Raw genomic sequence first — 24,766 nt, forward strand, 5'->3', positions numbered from 1 at the left:
TCCGCAACCGAGGCAAGGCGGCGGCGCACCGTTCGGAAACGATGCGCCGCTCTCATGCGGCTTCCGCGTCGATATTGCCGATCCAGTCGCGGGCGAGCGTCACGTCGGCTTGCGACAATTGATGGCCCGCCGGCAGCACCCTGTGAGTCACGCTCGCACCTGCTTGCGAGAGCAGGGCCGCAAGCCTGGCCGAATTGCCGGCCGGCACGATCGGATCGCCTTGCCCGGACAACAGCAGGACCGGCTTGCCTGCAAGATCGGCCCTCGGCGGATCCGACAGCGGCACCATCGCGCGCAGCAGGACCGCGCCGGCCAGCACGTCCGGCTTCAGCAGCAACAGCGCGGCTGCGATGTTGGCGCCGTTGGAGAAGCCGACCGCGACAGGCGCGGCGATGCCGTAGCGCTGCCGCGCCTCACTCACGAAGTCGCCGAGCTCTTGCGCGCGGCGGCGCACATCGTCCTCGTCAAACACGCCCTCAGTGAGACGACGGAAGAAGCGCGGCATGCCGTGCTCGAGCACGGGGCCGCGCGGCGAAAGCAGGGCGGAGCCTGCTGAGATCATGCTGCCGAGCCCGAGCAGGTCGTTCTCGTCGCCGCCGGTGCCGTGCAGCAGCAGCAGCGGAGGGGAGCCCGCGCGGGTCGCGGGCTCGAAGCGATGGATGAAGGCGTTCTCGGTCATGACGCGGTCTCTTCCAGGCTCGGCAGCACACCCTCGATCTGCTTGCGCTGATGCTCGAGGAAAACAGGCAGCTTGAGGTCGCGTCCCAGCGTCGCGACGGGCTCATCGACGGCGAAGCCCGGGATGTCGGTCGCGATCTCGAACAGCACGCCGCCGGGCTCGCGGAAGTAGATCGAGCGGAAGTAGTTGCGGTCTCGCTGCTCGGTCGGATGCAGGCCGTGATTGCTCACGAGCTTCTGCGCCATCCGGCCCTGCTCGGCATCGTCAGCCGCGCGGAACGCGATATGATGCACCGAGCCGCCGCCCTGATGCCCGCGCAGAAAGCCCTTGGCCTCGTAGATGTCGACCACGCTGCCCTCGGCATCGCCCGGGGCCTTGAAGCGGATCACCGAGCCTTCGCGGCCGGTCTCCTTGAAGCCGAACACGTCGGTGAGAACGGCGGCGGTCTTCGCGGCGCTGTCGAGCAGCAGCGTCACGCCGTGGAAGCCGCGGATGGCATGCTCGGCCGGCACGTCGCCATTGCTCCAGCCGGGCTCATTCTCGGCGCCGGGAATGCCGACGAGGGCGAGCGCCATGCCGTCAGGATCGGTGAACGGCAGCACGGACTCGCCGAAACGCTTTTCAAGTGCCTCGTAGGCGATGCCCTTCTCGGTGAAGCGCTGGGTCCAATAGCCGAGCGAGCGCTGCGGCACGCGGAAGGCGGTCTGATGGGTCTCACCGACGCCGCGGCGTCCGGGTGACACGCCGGCCCAGGGGAAGAAGGTCAGGATGGTGCCGGGGCGGCCGGTCTCGTCTCCATAATAGAAGTGATAGGTGCCGGGATCGTCGAAATTGACCGTCTTCTTGACGAAGCGCAGGCCCAGATCCCGTGTGTAGAAGCCGAAATTGCGGATCGGGTCGCCGGCGATCGCGGTGACATGGTGCAGTCCAGACATTGTCGTCCTCCAGAACTCCAGGAGCGGTGTCGCTCTCTGGGTGGAAATATTGTTCCGCTTTGGATTGGAGACAATCCATGAAAATATGACGGCTATGTCTACGATTTGGAAACAATCGGCGGAAGCAGCCTTTGGATAAGCTCGGCAGCCTCCGGGCCTTCGTGAAGGTGGTGGAAAGCGGCAGCTTTGCCGAGGCCGGTCGGCAGCTGCGGCTGTCGCGCTCGGCGATCAGCAAATACATCGCCGACCTCGAGGAAAGCCTCGGCGTCCAGCTCCTGAACCGGACCACGCGGCACGCCAGTCCGACCGAGAACGGCCAGCGCTATTTCGAACGCGCGCTCGTCATCCTCTCGGAGGTCGAGGCCGCCGACCAGGCGGTGACGCAGGCCCAGTCGGCGCCGCGCGGGCTGCTCCGCGTCAACGCGCCGATGTCGTTCGGCACGATGCGGCTCGGGCCGGTACTCGCCGATTTCATGGCGCGCTTTCCCGACCTGCAGCTCCAGATCGTGCTCAGCGACGACCTGCTCGATCCGGTCCAGGACGGGTTTGACGTGACCTTGCGGATCGCGGAACTGGAATCCTCCAGCCTTATCGCGCGAAAAATCATGCCGGTGACGCGCATGATCTGCGCTTCGCCGGATTATCTGGCGCGGCATGGCACGCCGAAGCATCCGCAGGATTTGCGCGACCATGCTTCGCTGACCTACGGCTTCCTGCTCACCGGCAACCAGTGGAAGCTCACAGGCGGCGACGGCGATCACTGGATCCAGCCGGCCTGGTCGCTCTGCGTCAACAACGCCGAGGTGCTGCGCGACGTCGCGATCAAGGGCAGGGGACTTGCGCTGCTTCCGGAGTTCATCGCGACTGATGCTTTGAAGAAGGGCGAGCTACGGACGGTGCTCGACGACTATGCCGCGCCGCCGCTCGCGCTCTATGCGGTGTATCCGCCGACGCGGCATCTCTCGGTGAAGGTGCGGCTGTTCATCGACTTCCTCGTCGAGCGGTTTGGCCGCGAGGAGGAAGGCATGCGGTCGCGCTGAGGACAACTCATGATCGCGCCTCTGTCAGGCCTCGATTTCGAGCCGAACTTCCACATCCTCACCAATGCGGGCAAGCCTGCGCGCTCGTGTCTCCGCGATCGCTGATGAGAAATCGTGAACCATCTGTATCACTTCGGGCGCCAACTCGCCCGTGTTCACGATTTTGATCACATAGGGCGGTTTGAGAGCGTTTATCCCTCCGCCAAAAATCGAGTCGAGAAATGCTCCCACAATATCGCCATGCCATTCTGGCGCTCCCATTCCAGCCTTGAGCGCTAGTCGAAAATCCTGAGCGGTTTTTCCAACTCCTTGCATCGAGTTCTATGTCGTGCATGGCATACCAAGTGATTTGTCTAGCCGACCGACCGCTGTTCGGCCGGTGCGAGCAATTCGTCCAGCGCACTCATCGAGGCCTTCTGGAGCGCTGCGAGCTTTCCCGCGGCTTCTTTGCATTCAGACGCGGACAGCGAGGGGGCGGCGTCCTCGATCTCGCGGCAGTGCTCGAACAGGCTGACGAGGCCGAGCGCGCCGGCGGCGCTGCCGAGCTGGTGGCTGAAGCGCGCGAGCTGCTTGTGGTCGCCGGTCGCTGCGGCCCTGGTGATGTCCTCGATCAGTCTGTCGCTGGTTTCCTGCAGCAGATGATGCAGCTTTGCGATCTGGGTCGGGCCCAGCAGTTCCCTCTGGTCGTCGAGGAAGTCCCGGTCGATCAAGGCGCCCACGGCAAGCCGTGCCGTGGCCGGCGCGACGTGCGGATCGTCCTCGAGCGCCTCGCGCAGCGCGTTGACCAGGATCGGCTTGCTGACGATCTGGACGATGCCGGCGTCCGCGAGCCGTTCGCGCGCGCTGGTCGACACGTCTGCCGTGACGGCGATGATGCGCGGCGTGCTCGGCAGGCCGAGCTTGGCGATCCGCGACGCGGCCTCCACGCCGTCCATGTCGGGCATGTGCAGATCCATCAGGATGACGTCGAATGAATGATCGCGGGCGAGCGCGACAGCCGATGCACCGTTCCTGGCGATCATGGGGTGATGGCCGAGCCGTTTCAGGATCGCCTCTCCGACCTCGCAATTTACGGGATCGTCGTCGACCAGCAGCACGTTGAGCGGCCGCGACGGTGGCGGAAGCGCGCCTTGCGCGACGCCGCTTGCTGCCAGGTCCAGCGGCACTTCGAAGGTGAACGTGCTGCCCGCGCCCGGCGTGCTCGCGACCGTCAACTCGCCGCGCATCAGGCGGCTGAGGCGCCGCGCGATCGCAAGGCCGAGGCCCGTGCCGCCGAACCGCCGCGCGATGCTGTCGTCGGCCTGCACGAAATCCTCGAAGATCCGCTCGTGCATGTCGGGGGCGATGCCGATGCCGGTATCGCGAACGGTGACGCGCAGCAGGACATGATCGTCGTGCCGCCCGGCGGCCGCGTTCACGGCGATTCCGCCTGACGGCGTGAACTTGATGGCGTTGCCGATGAGGTTGAGCAGGATGCGATTGAGCCTGACGGGGTCGCCATGCACCGAGGCATGGACCGACGCATCGCAGGCCAGGTCGAAAGTCAGCCCCTTGCCCAGGGCTTGCGGACGCATCAGCTCGGCGGCCGTCTCGATCAGCTGGTCGAGGCGGAAATTGCGCGGCTCCAGCGTTTCGGTGGCGGCCTCCAGGCGGGCATATTCCAGGACGGCGTCGACCAGCGCGATCAGCGTTTCGCCCGATGCGGCTGCCGTCGCGAGGTGGCGGCGCTGCGCTTCACTGATGCTGCCGTCGTCGAGCAATTGCAGCACGCCCATCACACCGTTCAGCGGCGTGCGCAGCTCATGGCTGACGACGGCGAGGAAGCGCGATTTGGTTTCGTTGGCCTGCACGGCGAGGCTGCGCGCGCGCTCGGCGGCGTCGTGCTCGGCCAGGGCCTGATCGCGCGCTTTCTCCAGCTCGGAGGTGCGCTCGATCACCTTGCGCTCGAGCGTCGCATAGGATTCGCGTAAGTGCGCGGCCATGCGGTTGAACTGGTCGCCGAGCGCTTCCAACTCGTCGCCGGTCTTGATCGCGAGCCGGAGGCCGAGATCGCCGCTCCCGATCCGCCGTGCGCCCTGCGTCAGGAGCTGGATCGGCCCCGTCATGCGCCGGCTGAGAAAGAGCGAGACCAGCACCGCACCGACCAGGAGGACGACGAGGAGGAAGGTCGAACGGCCGATCGATGCATAGATCGGCGCATAGGCTTCGCTGAGCGGCAGCTCGACGAACACCAGCCAGCCGAGCGAGGGGACCGTCGCATAGGTCGACAGCACGCGCTGGCCGGTCAGATCCTCCTTGACCAATCCGCCGGAGGGCGGCCCCACGCCATCGAGCGCAGAGTGGACGTCGGCATGGCCGGAGAGGTCGCTGCGCTGCAGGGCCCGCCACAAATCCGGATGTGCGATCAACACCCCCATGCGATCGACCACGTAGGCCTTGCCGGTGTTGCCGACCCTGATCCCGGTGACGAGGTCCCAGATGAAACGCAGATTGACCTCGGCGACGATCACGTTCGGATTGCGGCCGGTGCCGCGCGTGGCGAGCGTCATGAACGGCTCGGTGTCGGCGAAGAAGTAGACCGGCCCGTAATAAGCACGGCTTTCGTTGGCGCCGCGGAAGGCGGGCGAGGCGGACAGATCGGCCTTGCTGCCGATCCTGTCCGCCACGCGGCGGGACACCCGGACCTGCTCGAGCCCGCGCGAGTCCAGCTCGGCGATCTCCGCGATGGCCGGCGACAGGCGCAGGAGACGGATGGCGTTCAGCCGCTCGTCTTCGTTGCTCGACAGCTCCGGCGGCAGGCGGGAGAGCCATCTGATCTGGTTCTCGATCTGGCCGACGAACTGGCCGATCTGGATCGCCGCGGATGCTGCCTGCTCGCGCTGGGTTGCCGCCAGAAGCTGCTTCTGCTCGCGATAGGAGAACCAGACGTCGAAGCCGGTGTTGATGGCGAGCGCGGCAAAGGCGAGGGCGAGGATCGAGTAGAGATATTTGCGGAACAGCCGGCCGGGAGGCGTCCGCAAATGTCCCTGGTCGATCGTCTCGTTCACTCGCGGATCTCGTCGGCACGCGCGAGCAGCGTGAACGGAATGGTCAATCCGAGCGTGCGAGCAACCGTGCGGTTGATCAGGAGCTCGAATTTCCGAGGCGATTGCACCGGAAGATCACCGGCCTTGGTTCCGCGCAGGATGAGATCGACGTAATCGGCCGAGCGCACTTCCAGCGTCGGTCCGTAGCTCATCAATCCGCCGGCATCCATGAAGTAATGGAACGGATAGATCGTGGGCACGCGATACTTGTCCGCCGCGGCGACGACCGCCTGGCGGTTGACGACGAGGAAGCTGTCGACCAGCGCAATCATCGCCGCCTTGGGCGGTTCGGAGAAGCGCCTGACGGCATCTTCGATTTCCGCCGGCGCGCTCACGGGGGCGGCGAGGACCGATACTCCGGACTCCGCCGCCTCCTGCTCGATCGAGTCCAGGAAGAAGCGTCCCGCCCGAGGTGTGGTCGCCGGATTGAACAGGACACCGACGCGCGCTAGGTCGGGCACCGCCTCCCGGATCAGTTGCAGCCATTTGCCGCCCATCTCGGCGGTGCTGTTGGTGAAGCCGGTCACGTTGCCGCCGGGATGGGCGAGGCTTTCGACAAAGCCGTTGCCGACGGGATCATTGGCGGTGGCAAAGACGACCGGAATGGTCTTGGTGGCGGCAAGGACCGCCGCGGTTTCGACGGTGGATCCCGTCAGGATCACATCCGGCTTGAGGTCGAGCAACTCCTGAATGGCCGCCTTCAGCCTGTCCGGTGCGCCGAAGCTCGAACGGAGCTCGAGGCGGAAGTTGACGCCTTCGACCCAGCCGCGCTGCCTCAAGCCGACGATGAGACCGCCGAGGCGCGAGGTCGCGCTGTCGATCATGGCCCGCTTTGTCAGCTCGTCGTCGAGCGGCAATGCAGTCAACGATGCGACGATCCGCATGCGATCTGACGCTGCGCCGAGCGCGATCCATCCTGCGGCGGTGGCTCCCGCAAGACGAATGAGGCCGCGGCGATCGACCGCGAAAGCGGAAGGCCGTTCGGTCATGGAGTTCTTTGCATGATGGCTCGCCCCAGTTCGGATGCTTAGCGCGATCGGCCGGCGTCCACAATTGATCAAAAAATGCGCTTGTGAATGTTCATTCGCAGCGTTTGGCAGCCCGATACCGTATTCCTACGCCGCCAAAGAGTCGCTGTTTCGAACTTGGTCTCCTCGGTGGCGTCTTGTAGCGCCTTATGGCGTTGCAACATTTTCCGCCTCTGTTGCGGTGAAGGTTCGGGGAAGTCGATTTCGCAGCTACCGATTTTTGAAGCGTTCTTTCAAGTTGTTTCGAAGGTTTTCGATGCGCAAAATCTATCTCGTTCCGGCCGTCGTCGGCCTGCTCACCTCGTTTGCTGCCGGGCCTCTCGCGGCCCAGGGCGCCGTGCCGAAGCAGAAGGCTGCACCGGCACCCAAAGCCGCTGCCGCCGGGGCTCCTTCCGCAGCCGGCACGGCCGTCGCCGCCGGGACGAATTCGGCGGAGGCACCAGGTGCGGACGACAAGATCAAGGCGATCGACGGCTTCCGCTCGGCGAAGTTCGGCATGAACGAGGCCGACGTCCGCGCGGCGATGGCGAAGGACTTCAGCGTCAAGCCCGAGGCCATCAAGGCTCAGGACAATGCGTCCGAGTTGACGCACAGCATCCTGCTGTCGGTTCCCGAGTTGCTGCCGAACGGCGGGACTGCCGAACTCTCCTACGTGTTCGGCTACAAGTCCAAATCGCTGATCCAGGTCGGCGCGGTCTGGTCGAAGGGGACCGACACGGCGATGACGCCGGAGAAGCTGTTCTCCAACGCCAACATCCTGCGCGCCCACTTCATGGGCGAAGGCTTCAAGCCCGACTCCATCGCGGTCAACATGCCCGTCGCCGGCGGCATCGTGATGTTCCGCGGCAGCGACGCCAAGGATCGCTCGGTGATCCTGTTGCTCCAGGGCACGTTCGAGAACAAGGAGAACAACCAACGCATGCTGACGCCGACCAGCCTGCTGCTGTTCTACGTGGCCGACGCCAAGAGCCCCGACATCTTCAAGCTGCCGCCCGGCCAGTTCTGATGCCGGGCGCCGACATTCTCCCACCTGGTTGTGGATCGGCGCCAATGCCGATGATGAGGATCTGACATGCGCGGGCCAGCTGCGACGCGAGGCAATGACGAGCTGACGACGCTGCGGAAGCTTTCCCGCTTCCGTTCGATGTCGCTGCTCTGCGCGATGCAGATGGTCTTCCTGCCGGTATACAGCGTTCGCGTCCGGGCGCAGACGGCGAACGTCATCCTCCCGGATGGGCGCACCGGGACCAGCCTTCAGACGTCCGGCAGCGTCACCAATGTCACGACGTCGACGGTCTCGGGCAACAACGCCTTCAACTCGTTCTCGCAGTTCAGCGTCGGGCAGGGCAACACCGTCAACCTGCAACTGCCGACGGGCACGCAAAATCTCGTCAACATCGTTCGCGACGCGCCGGTCTACGTCAACGGCACGCTGAACTCCTACATGAACGGTGCGATCGGCGGCAACGTCTACTTCGCCGATCCCAAGGGCTTCGTGGTCGGCCGCAGCGGCGTGGTCAATGTCGGCAGCCTCAACGTCTCGACGCCGACGCGCGAGTTCACGGACAGCCTGATCGGCGCGGGCGGGCAGGTCAACCAATCGGCGGTCGGCAACCTCATGGCGGGCTCGTTCCCGGTCTCGCCGGACGGCAATCGTACGCCTGACCGGGCAGAACGTCTATGTCGGCGGCGCCAGCCAGCGCGACATCGCCAATCTCGACCATGCCGCGAAGTTCGCAGCCTCGGTCAATTCCAAGGGCCTGCGCAGCGCCAGCGCGATCACCGTCAGCAACGGCTCGATCCATATCGGCGCCGTCAACAACGCTCGCGTCAACGGGCGCCTGACCGCGCACAGCAAGACCGCGACGCCGAGCAACATCACCGTTCAGGCCGGCAACAATATCGATGTCGGCAAGAACGCCAGGCTGAACATCGCGAGCAAGACCGGCGATGCCGGCGAGATCCGCCTGAAGGCGACGCAGAACCTGACGGTGGCGGGCGGCGCCAGGTTCAATGCGAGTTCGAAGACGGGCAACGCCGGTGTCGTGGACTTCAGCGCGAACGGGGTCATCGACGTCGGCGGGGGCGTTGCAATCAACCTCGCCGCGCCGAACGGCAAGGCGGGCACGCTGCTGTTCGATCCGACCGACGTGGTGGTCGGCGATGCCGGTCAGGGCGACACCGGCGTGACCTTGTCGAACAGCTCGGTCGCGAATGCGCTCGCGGGGCTCAGCGCCGGCGCCGACTACCTCATTCAAGCGGACAACTCCATCACGCTCGCCGCGCATGCGGTGATCGATGCCCGCCGCCTCGATGGCTCCGGCCATTCCACCGGCAACGCCAACAACGTCATCATCGATGCGCCGAACATCGATATCAGGAACGGCGCGCAGATCCTGGCGCAGTCCGTCAATTTCGGCGGAAGCAATTTCACCGACGGCAACGTCACGCTGAGAGCGACGGCGAGCGAGACCCTGACGTCGGGCCATGCCCACGCCACGACGGGCATCACGGTCGACGGCACGATCACCGGCGGTGCAATCAGCATCGGCGCGACATCGACGGCCACGGCAAGCTTCGTCAGCTCGCTCGCGTCGACCTTCGCGCTGGTCGGCGAGTCCGTGCCCGGTATGATCCTGGGCCTCAACGGCGGCTACGTCGCGGCGACGGCGACGGCAGCCGTGAACATCAATGGCCACGCCAGCATCTCCGGCAGCGGCGACGTGAGCATTCACGCGCATGGCTCGGAGCGCGCCGAGGATCCCGTCATTGCCGCCACGCTGCTGGGAGGATCGCCGGTGGGGGCCGCGGTCGTCGTCGGCAACATCGCCGGAAACGTATCGACCAACGTCGCGAGCAATGCCGCCATCAGCGCCGGGGGGCACCTTAACATCAAGGCCACAAACGATGCCACGATGAACGTCGCCGCCGTGTCGATGACCTCGAGCGCGGTTCTCGTGGCGACGGTCGCCTATTCGACGGCGTCGGTGAACACCGTCGCGAATGTCGAAACCGGCGCGCGCCTCTCTGCCGGAACGCCAGGCGGAACATCGGGCGATCTCGCGGTCCGGGCGATCAACAACAACAGTTTCGTGACGTCCGCGACCGCGGTCGCACTCGACAATCCCCAGCTGAATGGCAACGTCGGCGGCGCCGTTGCGATCAGCAACATCAACACGTCCGCGAAGGCCAATTTGGGTTCATCGCTCGGCACCAGCACCGACAAGATGAACGGCACGGTGACCGTCGAGGCCCTTTCGAACACCATTTCGAATGCGACCTCCTCCTCGACCATCACCGGCACGCCGGCGCTGATCGCCGGCCTGCAGGGTGCGGCGGTCGTCGGCACCATGAGGCCTGATCTGTTTTCGCAGCAGTTCAGCACGCTGTTCCAGGCCAACCTCAACCTCAAGGCATCCGCAGCGTTGTCGCTGGCCAACAACACCGAGAGCGCGGCGGCATCGATCGCGCAGACCGCGAACGGCGGCGGCGCGCCCGCGATCTACACCACCGGCAACGTTGCCGTGGTCAGCAACGTCATCGACGTCGGCGTGCGCAGCATCGCGACCGCTTCGGCGATCACCTCCAGCCCGGTCGACGGCCAGTCCGTCACCATCGGCGCGGCGGTGGCCTGGGGAGACTTCACGCACAATTCGAACGCCTATGTCGGCGCGGGAACTGTGATCAACGCCCCCGAGATCGGCGTTTCCGCAAATACCTACATGCCGATCACCAACACCTGGACCAGATGGGCAGGACTCGGCGAGGTGCTCAGCCATCTCAACGGCAATCTGGGCATCGGCAGCAACATCCTGACCAGCTACGCCAATGCAACTGCCGACGCGGGCGATACGCTCGGTGTCGCCGGGTCGGTGAACTACTTCTCCGTCCATAACAATACCACGGCCTGGGTTGCGACCGATGCGGATCTCACCGCGACATGCACCATCGCGACCTGCGGAACAGGGGCTTGGTCGGCGCCGTTGGACAGCGGTGCGAGGCAGGACTTCAACGCTACTCTTGCGATCATCGCCAACACATCGTCGGCGTCGATCAATGCCGCAGGCAATGTCGGCACGCTCGGCGTCTTGCCGGGCAATACCGCCGGCGGGTCGTCGCTGGGCGGCGCGCTCAATCTGATCCGGTTCGGCAGCACGACGATCGCGGGCGTCGCCGACGGCGCGAGCGTCAAATCGGTCGACAACATCGCTGTCAACGCAGTCACGACCGACCAGTTCTTCGGTGTTGCGCCGACGTCCGGCAAGGCGGCGGGCTCGCTGGCGCTGAACGGCATCACCTCGATCGCGCTGGTGGACAACGTCACTCATGCCTCGATCGGATCGACCGCGACCGCGTGGGCGCCGACGATCAATCTCTACGCTGCGCAAGACCTCTCGATGCTGTCGGTGGCGGGCGCGGTGTCGGCCGGCGGCAATTCCGCGGTCGGCCTCGCGGTCGCCTATCTCGGCGCGAACGCCGACACGGCGGCCTATATCGGCGAGAATCGCGACGACATCCGGTCCGGTCCCTTCAGCTCGAATGACCCGTTCTCGGGCAACGGCGGTGGAACCAGCTTGGTCCACGCCGATAATCTGACCATCTCGGCGACGACGTCGGGGCGCATCACGGCGGCCTCCGTCGCGGCTGCAATTTCGGATCCGGCCGTCTCCAGCTTCGCGACCAAGGCAGGGGCCCTGGGCTCCGTCGGGACGGGCGGTGTCGCCGGCGTCGCTGCCGGTGCGTCCAAGGTCAGCTCGAGTTCGGGATCGAGCACCAGCGGTTTCAGCATCGACCTCGCCGGCAGCTCGTCGGTGAGCGACGTCTCGCTCGGCACCAGCGCTTACATCTCGAATGGACGGGTGGACAAGTACACCACCGCGAGCGCGGTGACGACGAACACAATCGTCCAGGCGCTGAACGACACGATCCTCAACAACGGCGCGGGGGCCGCTGCGGCCAATCTGGCCGGTAACAGCTCGCCGGCCAGCGCCGCAATCGGCGGTGCCATCGCGTCGGCAATGTCCAGCAACGCCACGCGCGCCTATATCTCCAGCTCGACCATCAACAATCAGAGCTCGGTGACGGTCCAGGCGCTCAATGGCGGCTCGGAGACTGTCGTCGCGCTCGGGGTTGCGGGCTCGTCGTCAGCGAATGCGGTTGCGCTGTCGGCCTCCGTCGGCATCGTCACGGATAGTGCCAACGCCTATATCGAGAGCTCGACGATCACGGGCCAGTCGTCCGGCGTCAGTCGCGCGCTCGAGGTCGATGCCTACCAGGTCACGAACATCGCGATCGGCGGCGGCTCGCTCTATGTCGCGGGTGGCCAGGTCGGCATCGGTATCGGGCTCACCTATGCCTCGATCGCCGACCCCACCGGCGGCAACGCGACCGACGCGCACATCCGCAGCACCTCGATCTCGAACTACGACACGCTGCTGGTGATGGCTGACAGCGCCGGCGTGATCGCGGCGGGTGCGGCCTCGGGCGGGGCGGGCTCCAACGGACTTTCCGGTGCGATCGTCGTCAGCGAGGTGACGCCCACCACGACCGCTTACATCGATAGCGGCGCGACGGTGAACATCAATGTCGGTGGCGTGACGGTGCTGGCGGACAGCGGCGCCGTGTCGGCGCTGGATACTGCGCTCGGCAACCTCGTCAAGAAGTCGAACAACAATCATCTCGCCTCGGACACTTGCACGGTCGCCGGCGGCACCGGTGGGCAGAACTGCATCGACTTCAGCGCGGCCGCGCTCAACGACGGCACGGGTAATGGTCCGGGCGCCAGCATCATCTCCGTTGCGGGCCTGATCCAGGCCGGCAAGAACAACGTCGGCGCCTCGATCGTCTACGACACCATCGCAACCACGCATTCGGCCTATATCGCCAACGTGCTGATATCGGCCCCGGGCAATGTCCGCGTCAGTGCGGTCGATTCCTCGAAGATCCAGGCGGTCACGATCGGCTTCGGGCTCGCGACCGGACAGTTCGCCGGCGTCGGCGGCACCACGATCAGCTCGATCGCCAACACCGTTTCCGCGGCGATCGGCAACGGCCAGTCCAGCGCGTCGCAATCCTCCGTCACCGGCCGCAACATTTCCGTCAACGCGACGGACAATTCCAGCATCACCGGCACCGCCGCCATTGCGGGCGCCTCGACGCAAGGCAGCGCCGCGGGCCTGGCGCTGGTCTACAGCAGCATCGCCAACAACGTCAGCGCCGGCGTCACCGGCTCCAAGCTGACCGCCTCGGGCAATGTCGGGATCAATGCGAACTCGAATGCCAATATCTCGACGGTGGCAGTCGGTATCGCGATGTCCTCGCAGGTTGGCCTCGCCGGCTCGGTCGCGACCAATCTGATGGGGACCAACGTCACGGCGAGCATCACCGCCGCCGGTACCAATGGTATCAACGGGGCCGATGTCACCGCCACCAACAATGTCGGCGTGATCGCCGGCAACAACGACAAGGCGGCCGTGTTCGCCGGCGCCCTCTCGATCAGCAAGGGCGCGGCCGGCGGCGCGGGCTCGCTGGTGACCAATCAGATCACCGGAACGACTGCGGCCTATATCTCCGGAGCGAACACCAGGGTCGACGCACTCGGCACCAGCACCACCGATACGCTGTCGGTCAACAACGGCACGCTCGTCCACGCCTTCGACCTCGGCACCGCCCATGCGCCGACCGACACGACGCCCGATCTCTCCGAGAACCAGGACAGCGTGCGCGGCCTTGCCGTGGTGGCGAGCTCGCATCAGGCGGTCGTGACCAACGTCGCTTCGGTCGCCGCGAGCGGCGGCATCTCGATCATGATCAATCCGATCACCAACGTGATGAGCGGGGCGACGCGGGCCTATATCGACAGCGCGGCCATCGACACGCGCCTGACCTCCACGACGCTCAAGCCGCAGATCGAAGTGGCGGCGTCGAGCTTCTCCTATTCCGGCGCGTTCGGCGCCGGCATCGCCTACGGCAGCAGTGGCGGCGGTGGCGCGACGATTGTCTCGACGACGATGTCGCGCGAGACCTTCGCCACTATCACCAATGCCACGATCGGCGGCGTGCAGTCGTCGAGCGAGACGGTCGGCGCCGTCACCGTCAAGGCCAACGCGGAGCAGGATGCGTCCTCGATCGCGATCGGCTTCAACACCGGCTCGGTCGGCCTCAACGTCTTCCAGGCAACCACGGAAGCCTATGTTGACGGCGGCGCGCTGACGGCCTCGTCTCTGACCGTGAACGCCAACAACAACACCGGCATCTTCTCCGCGAACGGCTCCGGAGCCTATGGCAGCCAGGCCGCGATCGGCGCGGCGTTCCTCGTGCAGGTCTCCTCGAACCGGACCCTGGCCTATGTCGGCGACGAGTTCCGCTATGAGGGCGGCACCGCGCCGCACACGACCGCGCTCAATTTGAGCGGCGCGCTCGACGTCGAGGCCAAGACCAAGAATCGTTTCGAGGCCTATGCGATCGGCGGCGCGCTCTCGACCGGCACGGCGGCGATCGCCGGCATGGCGAACATCGAGGTCGCCAACAACACCACCATCGCCGGTGTGTACGACACCACGCTGCAGGGGGTGACGGGCGGCGCGGCCGGTGCGGTGACGATCAACGCCAACGAAGACGTGGCGATCAAGGAGATCGCCGGCGCGCTTGCTGTGGGCGCCAGCGGGGCAGGGGTCGGCGTCGGCGCCGCGGCCAACGTCATCGTGTTCAAGAGCCGGACTGTTGCGGAGAGCTGGAACAGCAACCTGAATTCGTCCGGGGCGATCAACGTCACCGCGCTCAGCACCAAGGAGGTGCTGTCCTACGCGGTCACCGCCGGCATCGGCGGCAGCGTCGGCATCGGCGCGACCGTCGGCGTCATCATCATCGGCACCAATACCGCCGATGCCGACACCCAGGGCCAGCAGACCGGCCAGCTCAATCAGAACGGCAACGGCACCATAGCGTCCGTCAACAGCGGCACCAGCAGCACGCATGGCAGCAACGCCGTCGCGAGCGGCACGGCCGGCAATCCGAACAGCGCCAATGTCAGCTCGACCTATGATGTCAGTGGTGTGCTGAGCGGAGGCAGCGATGTCGTCGTCGCGCAGATCGCAGGCGGCCACGTCACGAGCACGACGCAGGTCAACGTCGTTGCGACCAGCGCCAACGCGGCCAAGATGTATCTGCTCGGCGCCGGCTTTGCGAAGAATGTCGGCATCGGTGCCGGCATCGGCTATACCAGCGTCAACAGCACCGTGGTGGCCAATCTGAGTGACTACGGTCGCAATCGCTCCGGCGTGCTGGAGGCGGCCGATACGCCCTTGGTCGTCTCGGCGCCTTCCGTCAGCGTCGCGGCGGCGGTCAAGGACGCCGATACCGGACCTTACAGCGGCAAGACCATCGACACCGAGGCGATCGCCGGTGGTGCGGCGCTTTACTTCGGCGCCCAGGCCGCCGTGGCGGTCGGCAATGTCACCAATACCGTGGCGGCGCTGCTCGGCGGTCAGATCACGGGCACGGGCGGGACCGGCGCTGCCGTCATGGCGCAGGATACTACGACCCAGGTGGTCTTCACGGGCGGCGTCTCCGCCGGTGCTGTCGCCGTCGGCGCTTCGGTCGCGACGGCTAGCCGGACCAGCTCGGTCGCGGCGCGGGTCTTGAACGGTGCCAGCATCAGCACCTCGCAATTGTTGGTTGGCGCTGCCGGGGCAGGCACCCTGAGCACGACGGCAACCGCACTTGGCGGCGGCATCGTCGCCGGCTCGGGTGCGGACGCGGAGGCGACGGAGAACTCCTCGGTGCTCGCGGAGATCGGCGCCAGCGCCTCGATCACGACGTCCGCGAGCGGGATCGGCACGCTGGTGTCGGCAGCGATCGCGCCGAATCTGTCGAGCGAGGCGATCGGCGTTTCGGTCGGCGGCGGTGCCGTCGGCGTCGCCATCGCACAGTCCACGGTCGGCGCCACGGTGACGGCCGATGTCGGCGACGCCGTCAGCTTCTCGGGCGGTGCGCTCGACGTGAGCGCCAAGGCGCTGGTTCCGACCAGTGGTACGACGACCTGGGCCAAGGCGCTCGCCGGCGGCGGCGGCTCGCTGATCGGCGCGCAGGGCAGCTACGCCAAGGCGTCGCAGAACGCGACCGTGAGTGCCTATGGCGGGGTGGGGATCAGGCTGCCCAACGCCAACGTGACCATCGAGGCTGAAAACGACAGCGCGCAATACGCCGAGGCGACCGGCCTTTCGACCGGGTTCCTGGCGCTCGGCGCCACCGTCGCGCAGACGTCATCCAGCGCGCACACCTATGCCTATCTGGGCGCGCCTGCGGACATGGATGGCCTCAACCACGGCAATTACACGGGCGTCCTCTGGATCAAAGCCACCGGCACGGATGCCAACCTGTCCAACGCGAAGGTCGGCGCGGGCGGCACCTATGCCGGCGCGGCGGCGGTCGCCACCACCAGCTCGACCGCGGTGACCAATGCGCGGTTCGACGGCGGTTCGACGGACGACACGCTCTATTTCGGCGGTTTCCGCATCGACGCCAAGCATACCACGAATTACCTCGCGAGCGGCGACGCCTACCAGGCGTCCACGGCCGGCGTGTCCGCCGGCAAGGCGCGGAACGACGTCGACTCCACCACCACGGCTGAGGTCGGACCGCATCTGATCATCAACTCGGCGGGCGGCGACATGGTCGTCATCGCCAACGACATCGTCAACCAGGCCGGCGGCGGTGCGCGTTCGGGTTCCGGCGGCTCGTTCTCGGGGGCAGCCGCGCTCAGCGAGTCCTATGTGACGCAGACCGTCACCACCAATATCGGCGCCGGCACGGTGTTGAGCCTCAACGACGATCCCAGGACCTCGACCGCGGTGATCAACATCGAGGCCTACAACACGCTGAACACCAACGACACCGCGAGCCTCGCCACCGCCAGCTTCTTCGCCGGCGGCGGCGCGGAATCCAACATGACGGCGAATGCCACGCTCGCGGTCAACATCAACGCCCGCCAGCTGTTCAGTGCCGGCAAGATCTATGTCGGCACGGCGGCGAAGATGGCGGCGTCCAACAATGCGAATGCCAGCCTCTACGGCGCGATCGCGGGCGTCGGCGCCAGCACCAACAGCTGGGTTCACGCCAACCAGTCCGTCAATGTCGGCGCGGGCACGAAGATCGTGGCCTGGCGCGACATCGCCATCTATGCCGGCCTGGCCGGCGACGGCTCGGTCTTCAGCAGCGTGCAGGCGACGGCGACGACGGTGGTCTACAACAACACCGCCATTCCGATCTCGACGCTGTACCGCGGAACCGCCAATGCCGACGACACCACGAGCCTGACGCTCGCGCCCACCTCGAGCGTGCTGGGCGCCCGAAATATCTATCTGGGCGCCACGCAGGGGCAGGTCACGGCCGTCGGCAACGGCAGCAACTACAATCCCTATCTCGATATCTTCAGCGCCAAGAACAGCGACAACCACAGCCACACCAGCGGCACCGGCGATGTCGCGCTCAACGGCCTCGTGGTCGCGGGCATCAACAACGATGTGACCATCACGATCGATCTCGGTGCGAGCACGCCGGCCCTGAGCACGACCAGCCCGTACTCGGCGCTGACGCTCGAATCCGTTGCCGACGTCAATCACTTCAACCCGGTGATGAGCTGGAACCACCAGACGGTCCAGTACACCACCATCGGCAACTTCAATCCCTACCAGCTGGTGGTCAACCAGTTGGCGACGCTGACCGGCCTCTCCGAGGCGCAGGTCCGCTCCCAGCTTGCGGCGGCGACGGCGACAAACCCGGCCACGATGTCGCCCTCCGGTACCGATCCGACCGGCGACATCCAGCGCCAGATCGACACGTTGATCAAGCAGGCGCCGTTCACCTCCGACGCGTCCGGCAACGCCTTTGCGTTCGGCAACATCCTGGTCTCCGCCGGCAACGTCTCCATCCTGGCGCAGAAGCTGACCGGCAACAGCGGCTCAAATCCCGCTGCGCCGGCGGTCATCGCGCGCAGTTCGCCCTTGATCAAGATCGAGAACAAGGGCCTCGACTTCATGAGCCTCGGCAACCTCACGGTCACCGATGTGAGCGGAGGCAACATCACCTATCGCCAGATCGACCATGTCGACCCGGATTCGCACTCCAACGTGACCTTCACCGCGATGCCGAGCGCCTCGCCGGTCATCGACATCTCGGCGACCTACAACCGCCTCGATCCCGACAGCGGCCAGGGCATCGACCAGAACGGCAATGTGCTGACCCGCACGCCCGATATCTATTTCAACGGTGCCGTCAACAATCCGAACGGCCTGCTCAAGGTCGTCAACAATCTCGGCAGTGTCGTCGCATCGCAGTCGCTCAGCGCCGCGACCGTGCAGATCGTGGTGCCCAAGGGCACGTTCACCTTCCTCGGCGGCATCGGGAGCTTCTACGACAGCAGCAGCGCCGTCACCTCGCAATGGGCCAGTACCGAAAACAGGCCGGAAGACGCGCTGACGGCGGTGATGACGGCGGCGACCTATCTCGGCGCCTATGGCGACTACTATACCGCTCCGCATATCGGTTCTGGAAGCGATCACCCTTACTTCTACTACTGCTGCGCCGACGGCAGCCACGGCATTTATCAACCCGTCGGCAACGCCGACGCCAGCACGATCTTCACCGCGCGCATGCTGATGACGTTTTACGACGGCACCTCGCTCTACTCCGCGATATTCCTGCCGATGGGCCAGGGCGCGCCCGGCAACGGCAATCCCAACGCCGGCAGCGTGCCGAGCGTCAGCACGCTCCAGCAGATCGAGGGGCCGACCAGTCAAGTCATCTCGACTGCGCCGTGGGAGAAGACGACCTACGACGGCCGCAACGTCTACGCGGATAGCGGTCCGTACAAGACGCCGTTCAACTGCGCGGGCTGCTCGGCCTTCTTCCAGGTCATCAATATCCAGCCGGATGCGATCACGCCGAAGACCGCTGAGACACCGACCACCGTGACGGATACCCGGACCATCAGCGCCCAGGCGGTGATCATTTCGGCGTCGGTGATCAACATCAACGGCACCATCCAGGCCGGCTCGAGCAGCAATTACTCGGTCAACATCGGCGCCGATGCGGCGCAGCAGGTCGCCAGTCTCAAGAACAACAGCGCCGCCTTCGCTCAGGCCCAGGCCAACGCGCGGAACGGCAGCTATGTCGACATCTCAGGGGCCAACCTGACGACGTCGGGCACCGGCGACGTCAAGATCGGGGTCAGGTACAACGCTCTGACCGACCAGTTCATGCTGAACGGCGTGGTGCAGGGCGCGGGCGGCTACGTCTATCTGAACGGCAAGATCATCTCGACCTCGACGGACAGCACCCAGACCCAGGGCAACATCGAGATCAAGGGCGGCGCCGGCACGATCACGGTCAACAACACCAGCGGACTTGCACTCGTCACCAACACCATCAATACCGGCGCCACCGCGCAAAGCGTGGTCGAGATCGTCGACCAGCTCCAGGGGAAGACGACGTGGTATGTCTACGATCCCAAGGCGGCGAGCAACCAGCAGGTAACGAAATACGAGACCAACAGCGTCACTGCGGCCGCGGTCGACCCGTCGATGATTACATCCAGGACTGGTACTGCAGGCATCCAGTACGCGACGCAGGCGAACATGCTCTATCAGTGGGTCGACACCGCGACACTGGATCGCCCGACCAACAGCACGCAGTTCGACTACGGCTGGCACTTCACGCCCAATCAGGCCACCGGGGCGAACTGGACCACCACGACCAGCCTGGTTTCCGGCGTGCAGGGCAGCAATTACCAAAAGGTCACCACTGCGACCGGCAGCTATCACTGGGCTGACGGCGTCGACTCGCAGGGCAATCCCAATCCGCTCGGCACGCATCCGGACAAGTGCTGCGGTGCGGACGCTCAATTCAATTGGTACCAGCAGATCTACGATCATTTGACGCTGACGCTGACCAACACGGTCAAGGCGTCGAATCCGATCAACATCAAGTTCACCGGCGGCGGCAATAGCGACGTCCTGGTCAATTCGACCTCCGGCATCGTCATAAACGGGTCGATCAACAACCTTCAGGGCACGACGACGCTCAACGCCACCGGCACGAACTCGTCCATCACGGTCGGCGCCAATGCCAACAACCCGGTGATCTCGGGCACGAGCGTGACGCTCCGGGGTGACGGCGGCATCGGCACGCTCGGTGCCAACGGGACTCCCGTCCAGGTGCAGCTCTATGGCGGCAGCCTGACTGCCAGCTCGATCGACCGCGACATCGCGATCTCGGCCATCGGCGCGCTGTCGATCAACCAGGTGAAGGTGAATTCGGCAGGCGCCACGCCGCAGGGCAACGTCTTCCTCTCGGCGACCGGCGACATCAACTCGGCCTCTGCCTACAACCCCGCCAATCCCGTCGTGACCGGCAAGAATATCGAGATCAACTCCACCTCCGGTGCGATCGGCGCGACGAGCGCCGTCGTCAACGGCGCGAGCACGCTGACCAACATCAATCCGCTGGTGATCCAGGCGACGGGAACGGTTCAGGCCGGCGGTGCCGTCGATGGCGGCGTGCTCGACAGCACTTCTGCCACCGGCACCTACATCATCCAATCCAAGGGCGATTTGCGCCTCGGCACGATCCAGTCGACCGGCGGTCCGGTCTTCCTGGAAGCGGCGGGCGCCGATGGCAACCAGGCCAGCATCCTGAACGGGCGGGCGGCGGTCGGTCTCACCCCGGCGCAGAGCCAGCACCTGCAGGACGTCTGGGCGAGCCTCGATTTGCTCAGCGGCAACGCGGCCACCAACGCCGTCAACAGCTACCAGTCGATGGTGACGTCGGCCTACAACGACTATTTCCAGCTCAAGAACATCGCGTTCCCCAACGGCAGCACCTACGCCCCGACCTCGGTGGGGCTGACCGTGCTGCGGGCGCAGGTCGCCGCCAAGCTCGGCATCGATCCTGCCAACGTCACGGCGACCCAGATGAAGACCGAGGCCACGACGCGGTTCCTGCGGGATCAGTTCCTGCTCGGCAAGATCACCACCGACGAGCTCAAGAGCTCGCTGACGACCTTGCTCGGAACCGCCCCGGCTGATCCGCTGGCGACGCTGTTCGGCAGCTCGCTCTCGACGACGCTGTTCACCAAGCTGTTCGACGGCGTTTCGACGGCCAACCAGCGCTTGCCGAGCAACACGGCGCTGCAGACGGCGCTGAACACCTATGACGCGAGCTACAGCTATGCGCTGGCGTCGACCGAGCGGGTCTACAGCATCATCACCGCGGGTTCGCAGTGGACGCAGAGCCAGCTCGCCTACACGGTGTCGTCGTCGGCCGTCGGCGCGGCGCCGCCGCCGATCGACGACAACGTCATCGCCAATGTCAGCGCGAACCAGATCATGCTCTACGCGCCGCGTGGCTCGGTCGGCAATTGGCCGTGCCCCAGACGTTCACCTTCACCAGCGTCGATTCCTCGTCGCTGACGCCGGAGCAGAGGGCATTGCTGGCGACGGCCGGTCCAGGCCAGCTCACCGTCGGCGCGGTCACGGACCCGACGACCCATGTCACAACCTATACGGTCAGCCTGTCGCAGCAGAACCTGGTCGTCGTCGACAATCCGATCGCGATCTCGGCCAAGGCGCTGACCAACATCTATCTCGGCAGCAAGAACAGCCTCGCGCTCGGCGGCGTCACCGCGAATTACGGCCCGATCACGGCCGCGCAGGCCAACGGCATCCAGGTGACCGGTCGCGGCGACGTCAAGCTCGATGCCGTCACCAGCATCTCCGCCAATGTGGGCGGCGCCGTGATCTCGGGCGACATCGCCAACCTGACCCTGATCGCCGAGCGCGGCAATGTCGGGGCTGCCTCGGGAACCGCCGGAAGCAATCCCGCCAACAATTCCAACGCGCTTCAGATCGCCTTTGCCGATCCGAGCCACGACCAGCTCGACCAGGTCTCGTCGGCGCAGGGCATCTATGTGAAGCAGACCACCGGCGATCTCATCCTCGGCAACATCTCCGCCGGCAATGCGATCCAGCTGGCTGCGACCGGCAGCATCTATGCCGAGGCCGATTTCACGGACCGCAGCGCGATCCATATCCTCGGCACCGACCTCGATCTGCGCGCGGGCGCCAGCATCGGCTTCAATGGCAGTGCCTTCCAGCCGCTGCAGGTGAACATCTCCGGCGCGGTGACCGGCTCGGCGGTGGGCGACCTCAGCCTCCTCGCGGTCACCGGCGATCTCGCGGTCGGCACCAGCGGCACCTCGGGCACGCTGACGGCCGGCGGCGCGCTGACGCTGAACGTGGCGCGCGGCGCGCTCACCCTCAATACCAGCATCACCAGCGACGGCCTGATGCAGCTGCTCGCCAATCGCGGCATGACCTTCGCGGCCGGCACCAGCGCGGCGCCGATGGTTGCGACCAGCAACACTGATGGCGTGACGCTGGTGGCCGCGACGCTGTCGATGGGAGCCTATTCCGCCATCAACGCGCCCGGATTGATCTCCGTGACGACCACGGGCGATGCGACGCTTGGCCAACTGAATTCGTCGCTGTCCTACGCGGCCGCCTCGAACACCCCGTCGATCGTCGTCACCGCCGGCGGCGTCGCCTCGCTCGGAGCGATCATCGACAATGGCGACGGCCAGACCAAGTTCATCGCGTCCGGCGCGGGCGCCGAAGTATCGCTGAGCGCATCGAGCGGCATCGGCAGCGCGACGGGCCGGTTCACCGCCGACGCCGCGCGGCTGTCCGCCAGCGCGAGCGCCGGCAGCATTTACCTGATGGCGCTGACCGACGCCGAGGTGAGCCTGCTGGCCGCAGTGAAAGGCAGCGTGGACATCGTCGGCACCGCCGGCCTGACGCTCGATCAGGTGTTGGCAGGTACCGCGACCGGCGCGAGCGGCAGCTTCAGTGCCGTCGCGAACAACGGCAGCATCGTGATCGGCACCGCCGACAGCAGCGGCTCGCAGACGGTCCACGCAACGCAGAACGTGACGTTCAAGTCGCTCGCGGCCAGTGGAGCTGCCGGCGACGTCGGCAACATCAACGTCACGGCCGACACCGGCTTCATCCTGGCGCAGACGGTGACGTCGGGCGGCCTGACCACGCTGGGCTCGGTCTCGGCCCATGGCTCGGCGAGCCTGGTTGCCGCCACGACCATCACCGGCAACACGCTCGCCGCCGCGACCGGCTCGGGCCTGCTGACGGCGGGCGGCGGCCCGATCAACTGGAACACGCTCAACGCCGGAACCACGCTGGACGTGACCGCGGGGCAGGGCAGCATCATGGTCCAGACCGCGCAGAGCGGCGGGACGCAGACCATCCACGCACGCGACGACGTCACCTTCAACGCGCTGACCACGATGGGCGTCAATGGCGATGCCGGCAGCATCGACGTCACGGCCGACACCGGCTTCATCCTGGCGCAGACGGTGACGTCGGGCGGGGCGACCACGCTGGGCTCGGTCGCGGCCCATGGCTCGGCGAGCCTGGTTGCCGCCACGACTATCACCGGCAACACGCTCGCCGCCGCGACCGGCTCGGGCCTACTGACGGCGGGCGGCGGCCCGATCAACTGGAACACGCTCAACGTCGGAGCCACGCTGGGCATGACGGCGGGGCAGGGCAGCATCATTGTCCAGACCGCGCAGAGCGGCGGCACGCAGACCATCCACGCCCGGGACGACGTCACCTTCAACGCGCTGACCACGATGGGCGTCAATGGCGATGCCGGCAGCATCAACGTCACCGCCGACAGCGGCTTCATCCTCGCGCAGACGGTGACCTCAGGCGGCGTGCCGACGCTCGGCTCGGTCTCGGCCAACGGCTCGGCGAAGCTGATCGCCGCGGGGACCAACACCGGTCGTAACCTCACGGCCGCGACCGGCAACGCGGTGCTCAGCGGAACGGTCGTTCATTGGGACAATCTCAACGTCGGCGGCACCCTCGACGTCACCGCGACGACGGGAGGGATCACCGTCGGCACCGCCATCAGCGGCGGCACGCAGACCCTGCACGCGGTGAACGACATCGTCTTCAGCCAGCTCACCACGACGGGCATCCCGGGCGATGCCGGCGACCTCGAGGTCAAATCCGACACGGGCTCGCTCCGCGGCGGATCGATCTCCGCGAACGGCGCCACGCGTTTCGACGTGGCCGGATCTGTCTCGTTCGACCGGATCAGCGGCGACGTCGTCAAGATGACATCGTCGGGTGACCTGACGATCGCCTGGGTCAGCGTCGTGAGGGAGCTCGACCTCGCGGCTGATACGATCAACGTCAAGGGCGAGCAGATCCGCTCCAACCCGGCCGTCCCGTTGATCCTGAACATCACCGGCTACAACGGCGGCGTCGCCAAATATGCCAACATCTCGATCGATCCCGACAGCATCATCATCAACCAGTTCAAGGTGGTCGACGCGACCTTCTGGACGGATGCGCCGGCGGTTTCGATCCTGAACGGCTATGTGCCGGGCCAGCTCATGCTCACCACGGCGACCCAGCAGGTGCTGCTGAACAACCGCACGCCGGCGCCGTCCAATTGGCCGACGCTGCAGCTCTACCAGCCCGGCGGCGTGTTCACGATGAGCCAGGTCGGCAACGCCAATGTCAGCAATGCCTATGTGGTGTTCTATACCGGCGACATCTCGGCGACCGTCACCAATTACGGTCCGACCCATACCTGCTGCAACGATTTCACCGGCGCCAGCATGATGCGCAACATTTCGGTCGACGGCGAGGGCAAGGAGAACATCGAGAGCTGGCTCGCGAAGAAGGACAGCGGAACGTTCTACCTGCTCGGCCTCTCGGGCCAGGCGCGTCTCGACGCGCTGCTGACGCCGCGGCCGGTCGAGACGATCGGCTCCGGTCCCGCCGTCAACATCGACGGCCTCAGCGACATGCGCAAGCTGCGCCAGAAGGGGCAGCGTGCGGGCCGCGCGGGCTGGAAGGACGCAAGCGTGCAGACGGCAAAGCCGGCCGTGAGCCGTCTCGCGGAGGCGTGGTAG

At 65.9% G+C, this 24,766-nt stretch carries 7 protein-coding genes and 1 pseudogene; 3 read left to right on the forward strand and 5 right to left on the reverse strand.

Going from position 1 to position 24,766, the window contains the following annotated elements; translation table 11 throughout:
• Window positions 1-52 precede the first annotated feature (52 nt).
• Together ML401_RS12575 and ML401_RS12580 are read right to left on the reverse strand one after the other, a co-directional pair.
• Entirely contained in the window at window positions 53-679 is a 627-nt protein-coding gene (locus ML401_RS12575; protein WP_285812115.1) for an alpha/beta hydrolase, read from the reverse strand.
• Window positions 676-1,614, reverse strand: coding sequence for a ring-cleaving dioxygenase (locus ML401_RS12580; protein ID WP_212067022.1), 939 nt, complete (start codon window positions 1,612-1,614; stop codon window positions 676-678). Before ML401_RS12580 ends, ML401_RS12575 begins: the two co-directional genes overlap by 4 nt.
• 131 nt (window positions 1,615-1,745) lie before the next feature.
• Between ML401_RS12580 and ML401_RS12585 the strand changes: the two genes are divergently transcribed.
• Window positions 1,746-2,654 carry a LysR family transcriptional regulator gene (locus ML401_RS12585; protein WP_259205535.1) on the forward strand — a complete coding sequence of 303 codons (909 nt, stop codon included), beginning with the start codon at window positions 1,746-1,748 and terminating at the stop codon, window positions 2,652-2,654.
• Between the two features lie 24 nt (window positions 2,655-2,678).
• On the opposite strand, the gene ML401_RS12590 is transcribed toward ML401_RS12585, so the two are convergent.
• From ML401_RS12590 to ML401_RS12600, 3 genes are read right to left on the reverse strand one after another with little or no spacing between them, the layout of a single operon-like run.
• Window positions 2,679-2,969, reverse strand: coding sequence for a hypothetical protein (locus ML401_RS12590; protein ID WP_285812116.1), 291 nt, complete (start codon window positions 2,967-2,969; stop codon window positions 2,679-2,681).
• A 38-nt stretch (window positions 2,970-3,007) separates the two neighbouring features.
• The gene (locus tag ML401_RS12595) at window positions 3,008-5,701 is read right to left on the reverse strand and encodes a hybrid sensor histidine kinase/response regulator (protein WP_285812117.1); all 2,694 of its coding nucleotides are present in this window, start codon (window positions 5,699-5,701) and stop codon (window positions 3,008-3,010) included.
• A complete protein-coding gene (locus ML401_RS12600) occupies window positions 5,698-6,729 on the reverse strand; it encodes an ABC transporter substrate-binding protein (RefSeq protein WP_285812118.1) in 1,032 nt (343 codons plus the stop codon). Before ML401_RS12600 ends, ML401_RS12595 begins: the two co-directional genes overlap by 4 nt.
• A gap of 295 nt (window positions 6,730-7,024) precedes the next feature.
• Here ML401_RS12600 and ML401_RS12605 point away from each other — a divergent pair, with 295 nt between their 5' ends.
• Complete coding sequence (locus ML401_RS12605; protein ID WP_211417523.1) at window positions 7,025-7,774, forward strand: hypothetical protein; 750 nt, start codon at window positions 7,025-7,027, stop codon at window positions 7,772-7,774.
• A gap of 66 nt (window positions 7,775-7,840) precedes the next feature.
• A pseudogene (locus ML401_RS12610) lies at window positions 7,841-24,766 on the forward strand (leukotoxin LktA family filamentous adhesin).

The organism is Bradyrhizobium sp. 62B (genome assembly GCF_030272265.2).
In the GTDB taxonomy this organism is placed as follows: domain Bacteria; phylum Pseudomonadota; class Alphaproteobacteria; order Rhizobiales; family Xanthobacteraceae; genus Bradyrhizobium.

Excerpts from the sequence above, each read along its gene's own strand:
- ML401_RS12605 (WP_211417523.1), top strand. The coding sequence starts at position 7,025 with ATGCGCAAAATCTATCTCGTTCCGGCCGTCGTCGGCCTGCTCACCTCG.
- ML401_RS12580 (WP_212067022.1), bottom strand. The coding sequence starts at position 1,614 with ATGTCTGGACTGCACCATGTCACCGCGATCGCCGGCGACCCGATCCGC.
- ML401_RS12590 (WP_285812116.1), bottom strand. The coding sequence starts at position 2,969 with ATGCAAGGAGTTGGAAAAACCGCTCAGGATTTTCGACTAGCGCTCAAG.
- ML401_RS12600 (WP_285812118.1), bottom strand. The coding sequence starts at position 6,729 with ATGACCGAACGGCCTTCCGCTTTCGCGGTCGATCGCCGCGGCCTCATT.
- ML401_RS12575 (WP_285812115.1), bottom strand. The coding sequence starts at position 679 with ATGACCGAGAACGCCTTCATCCATCGCTTCGAGCCCGCGACCCGCGCG.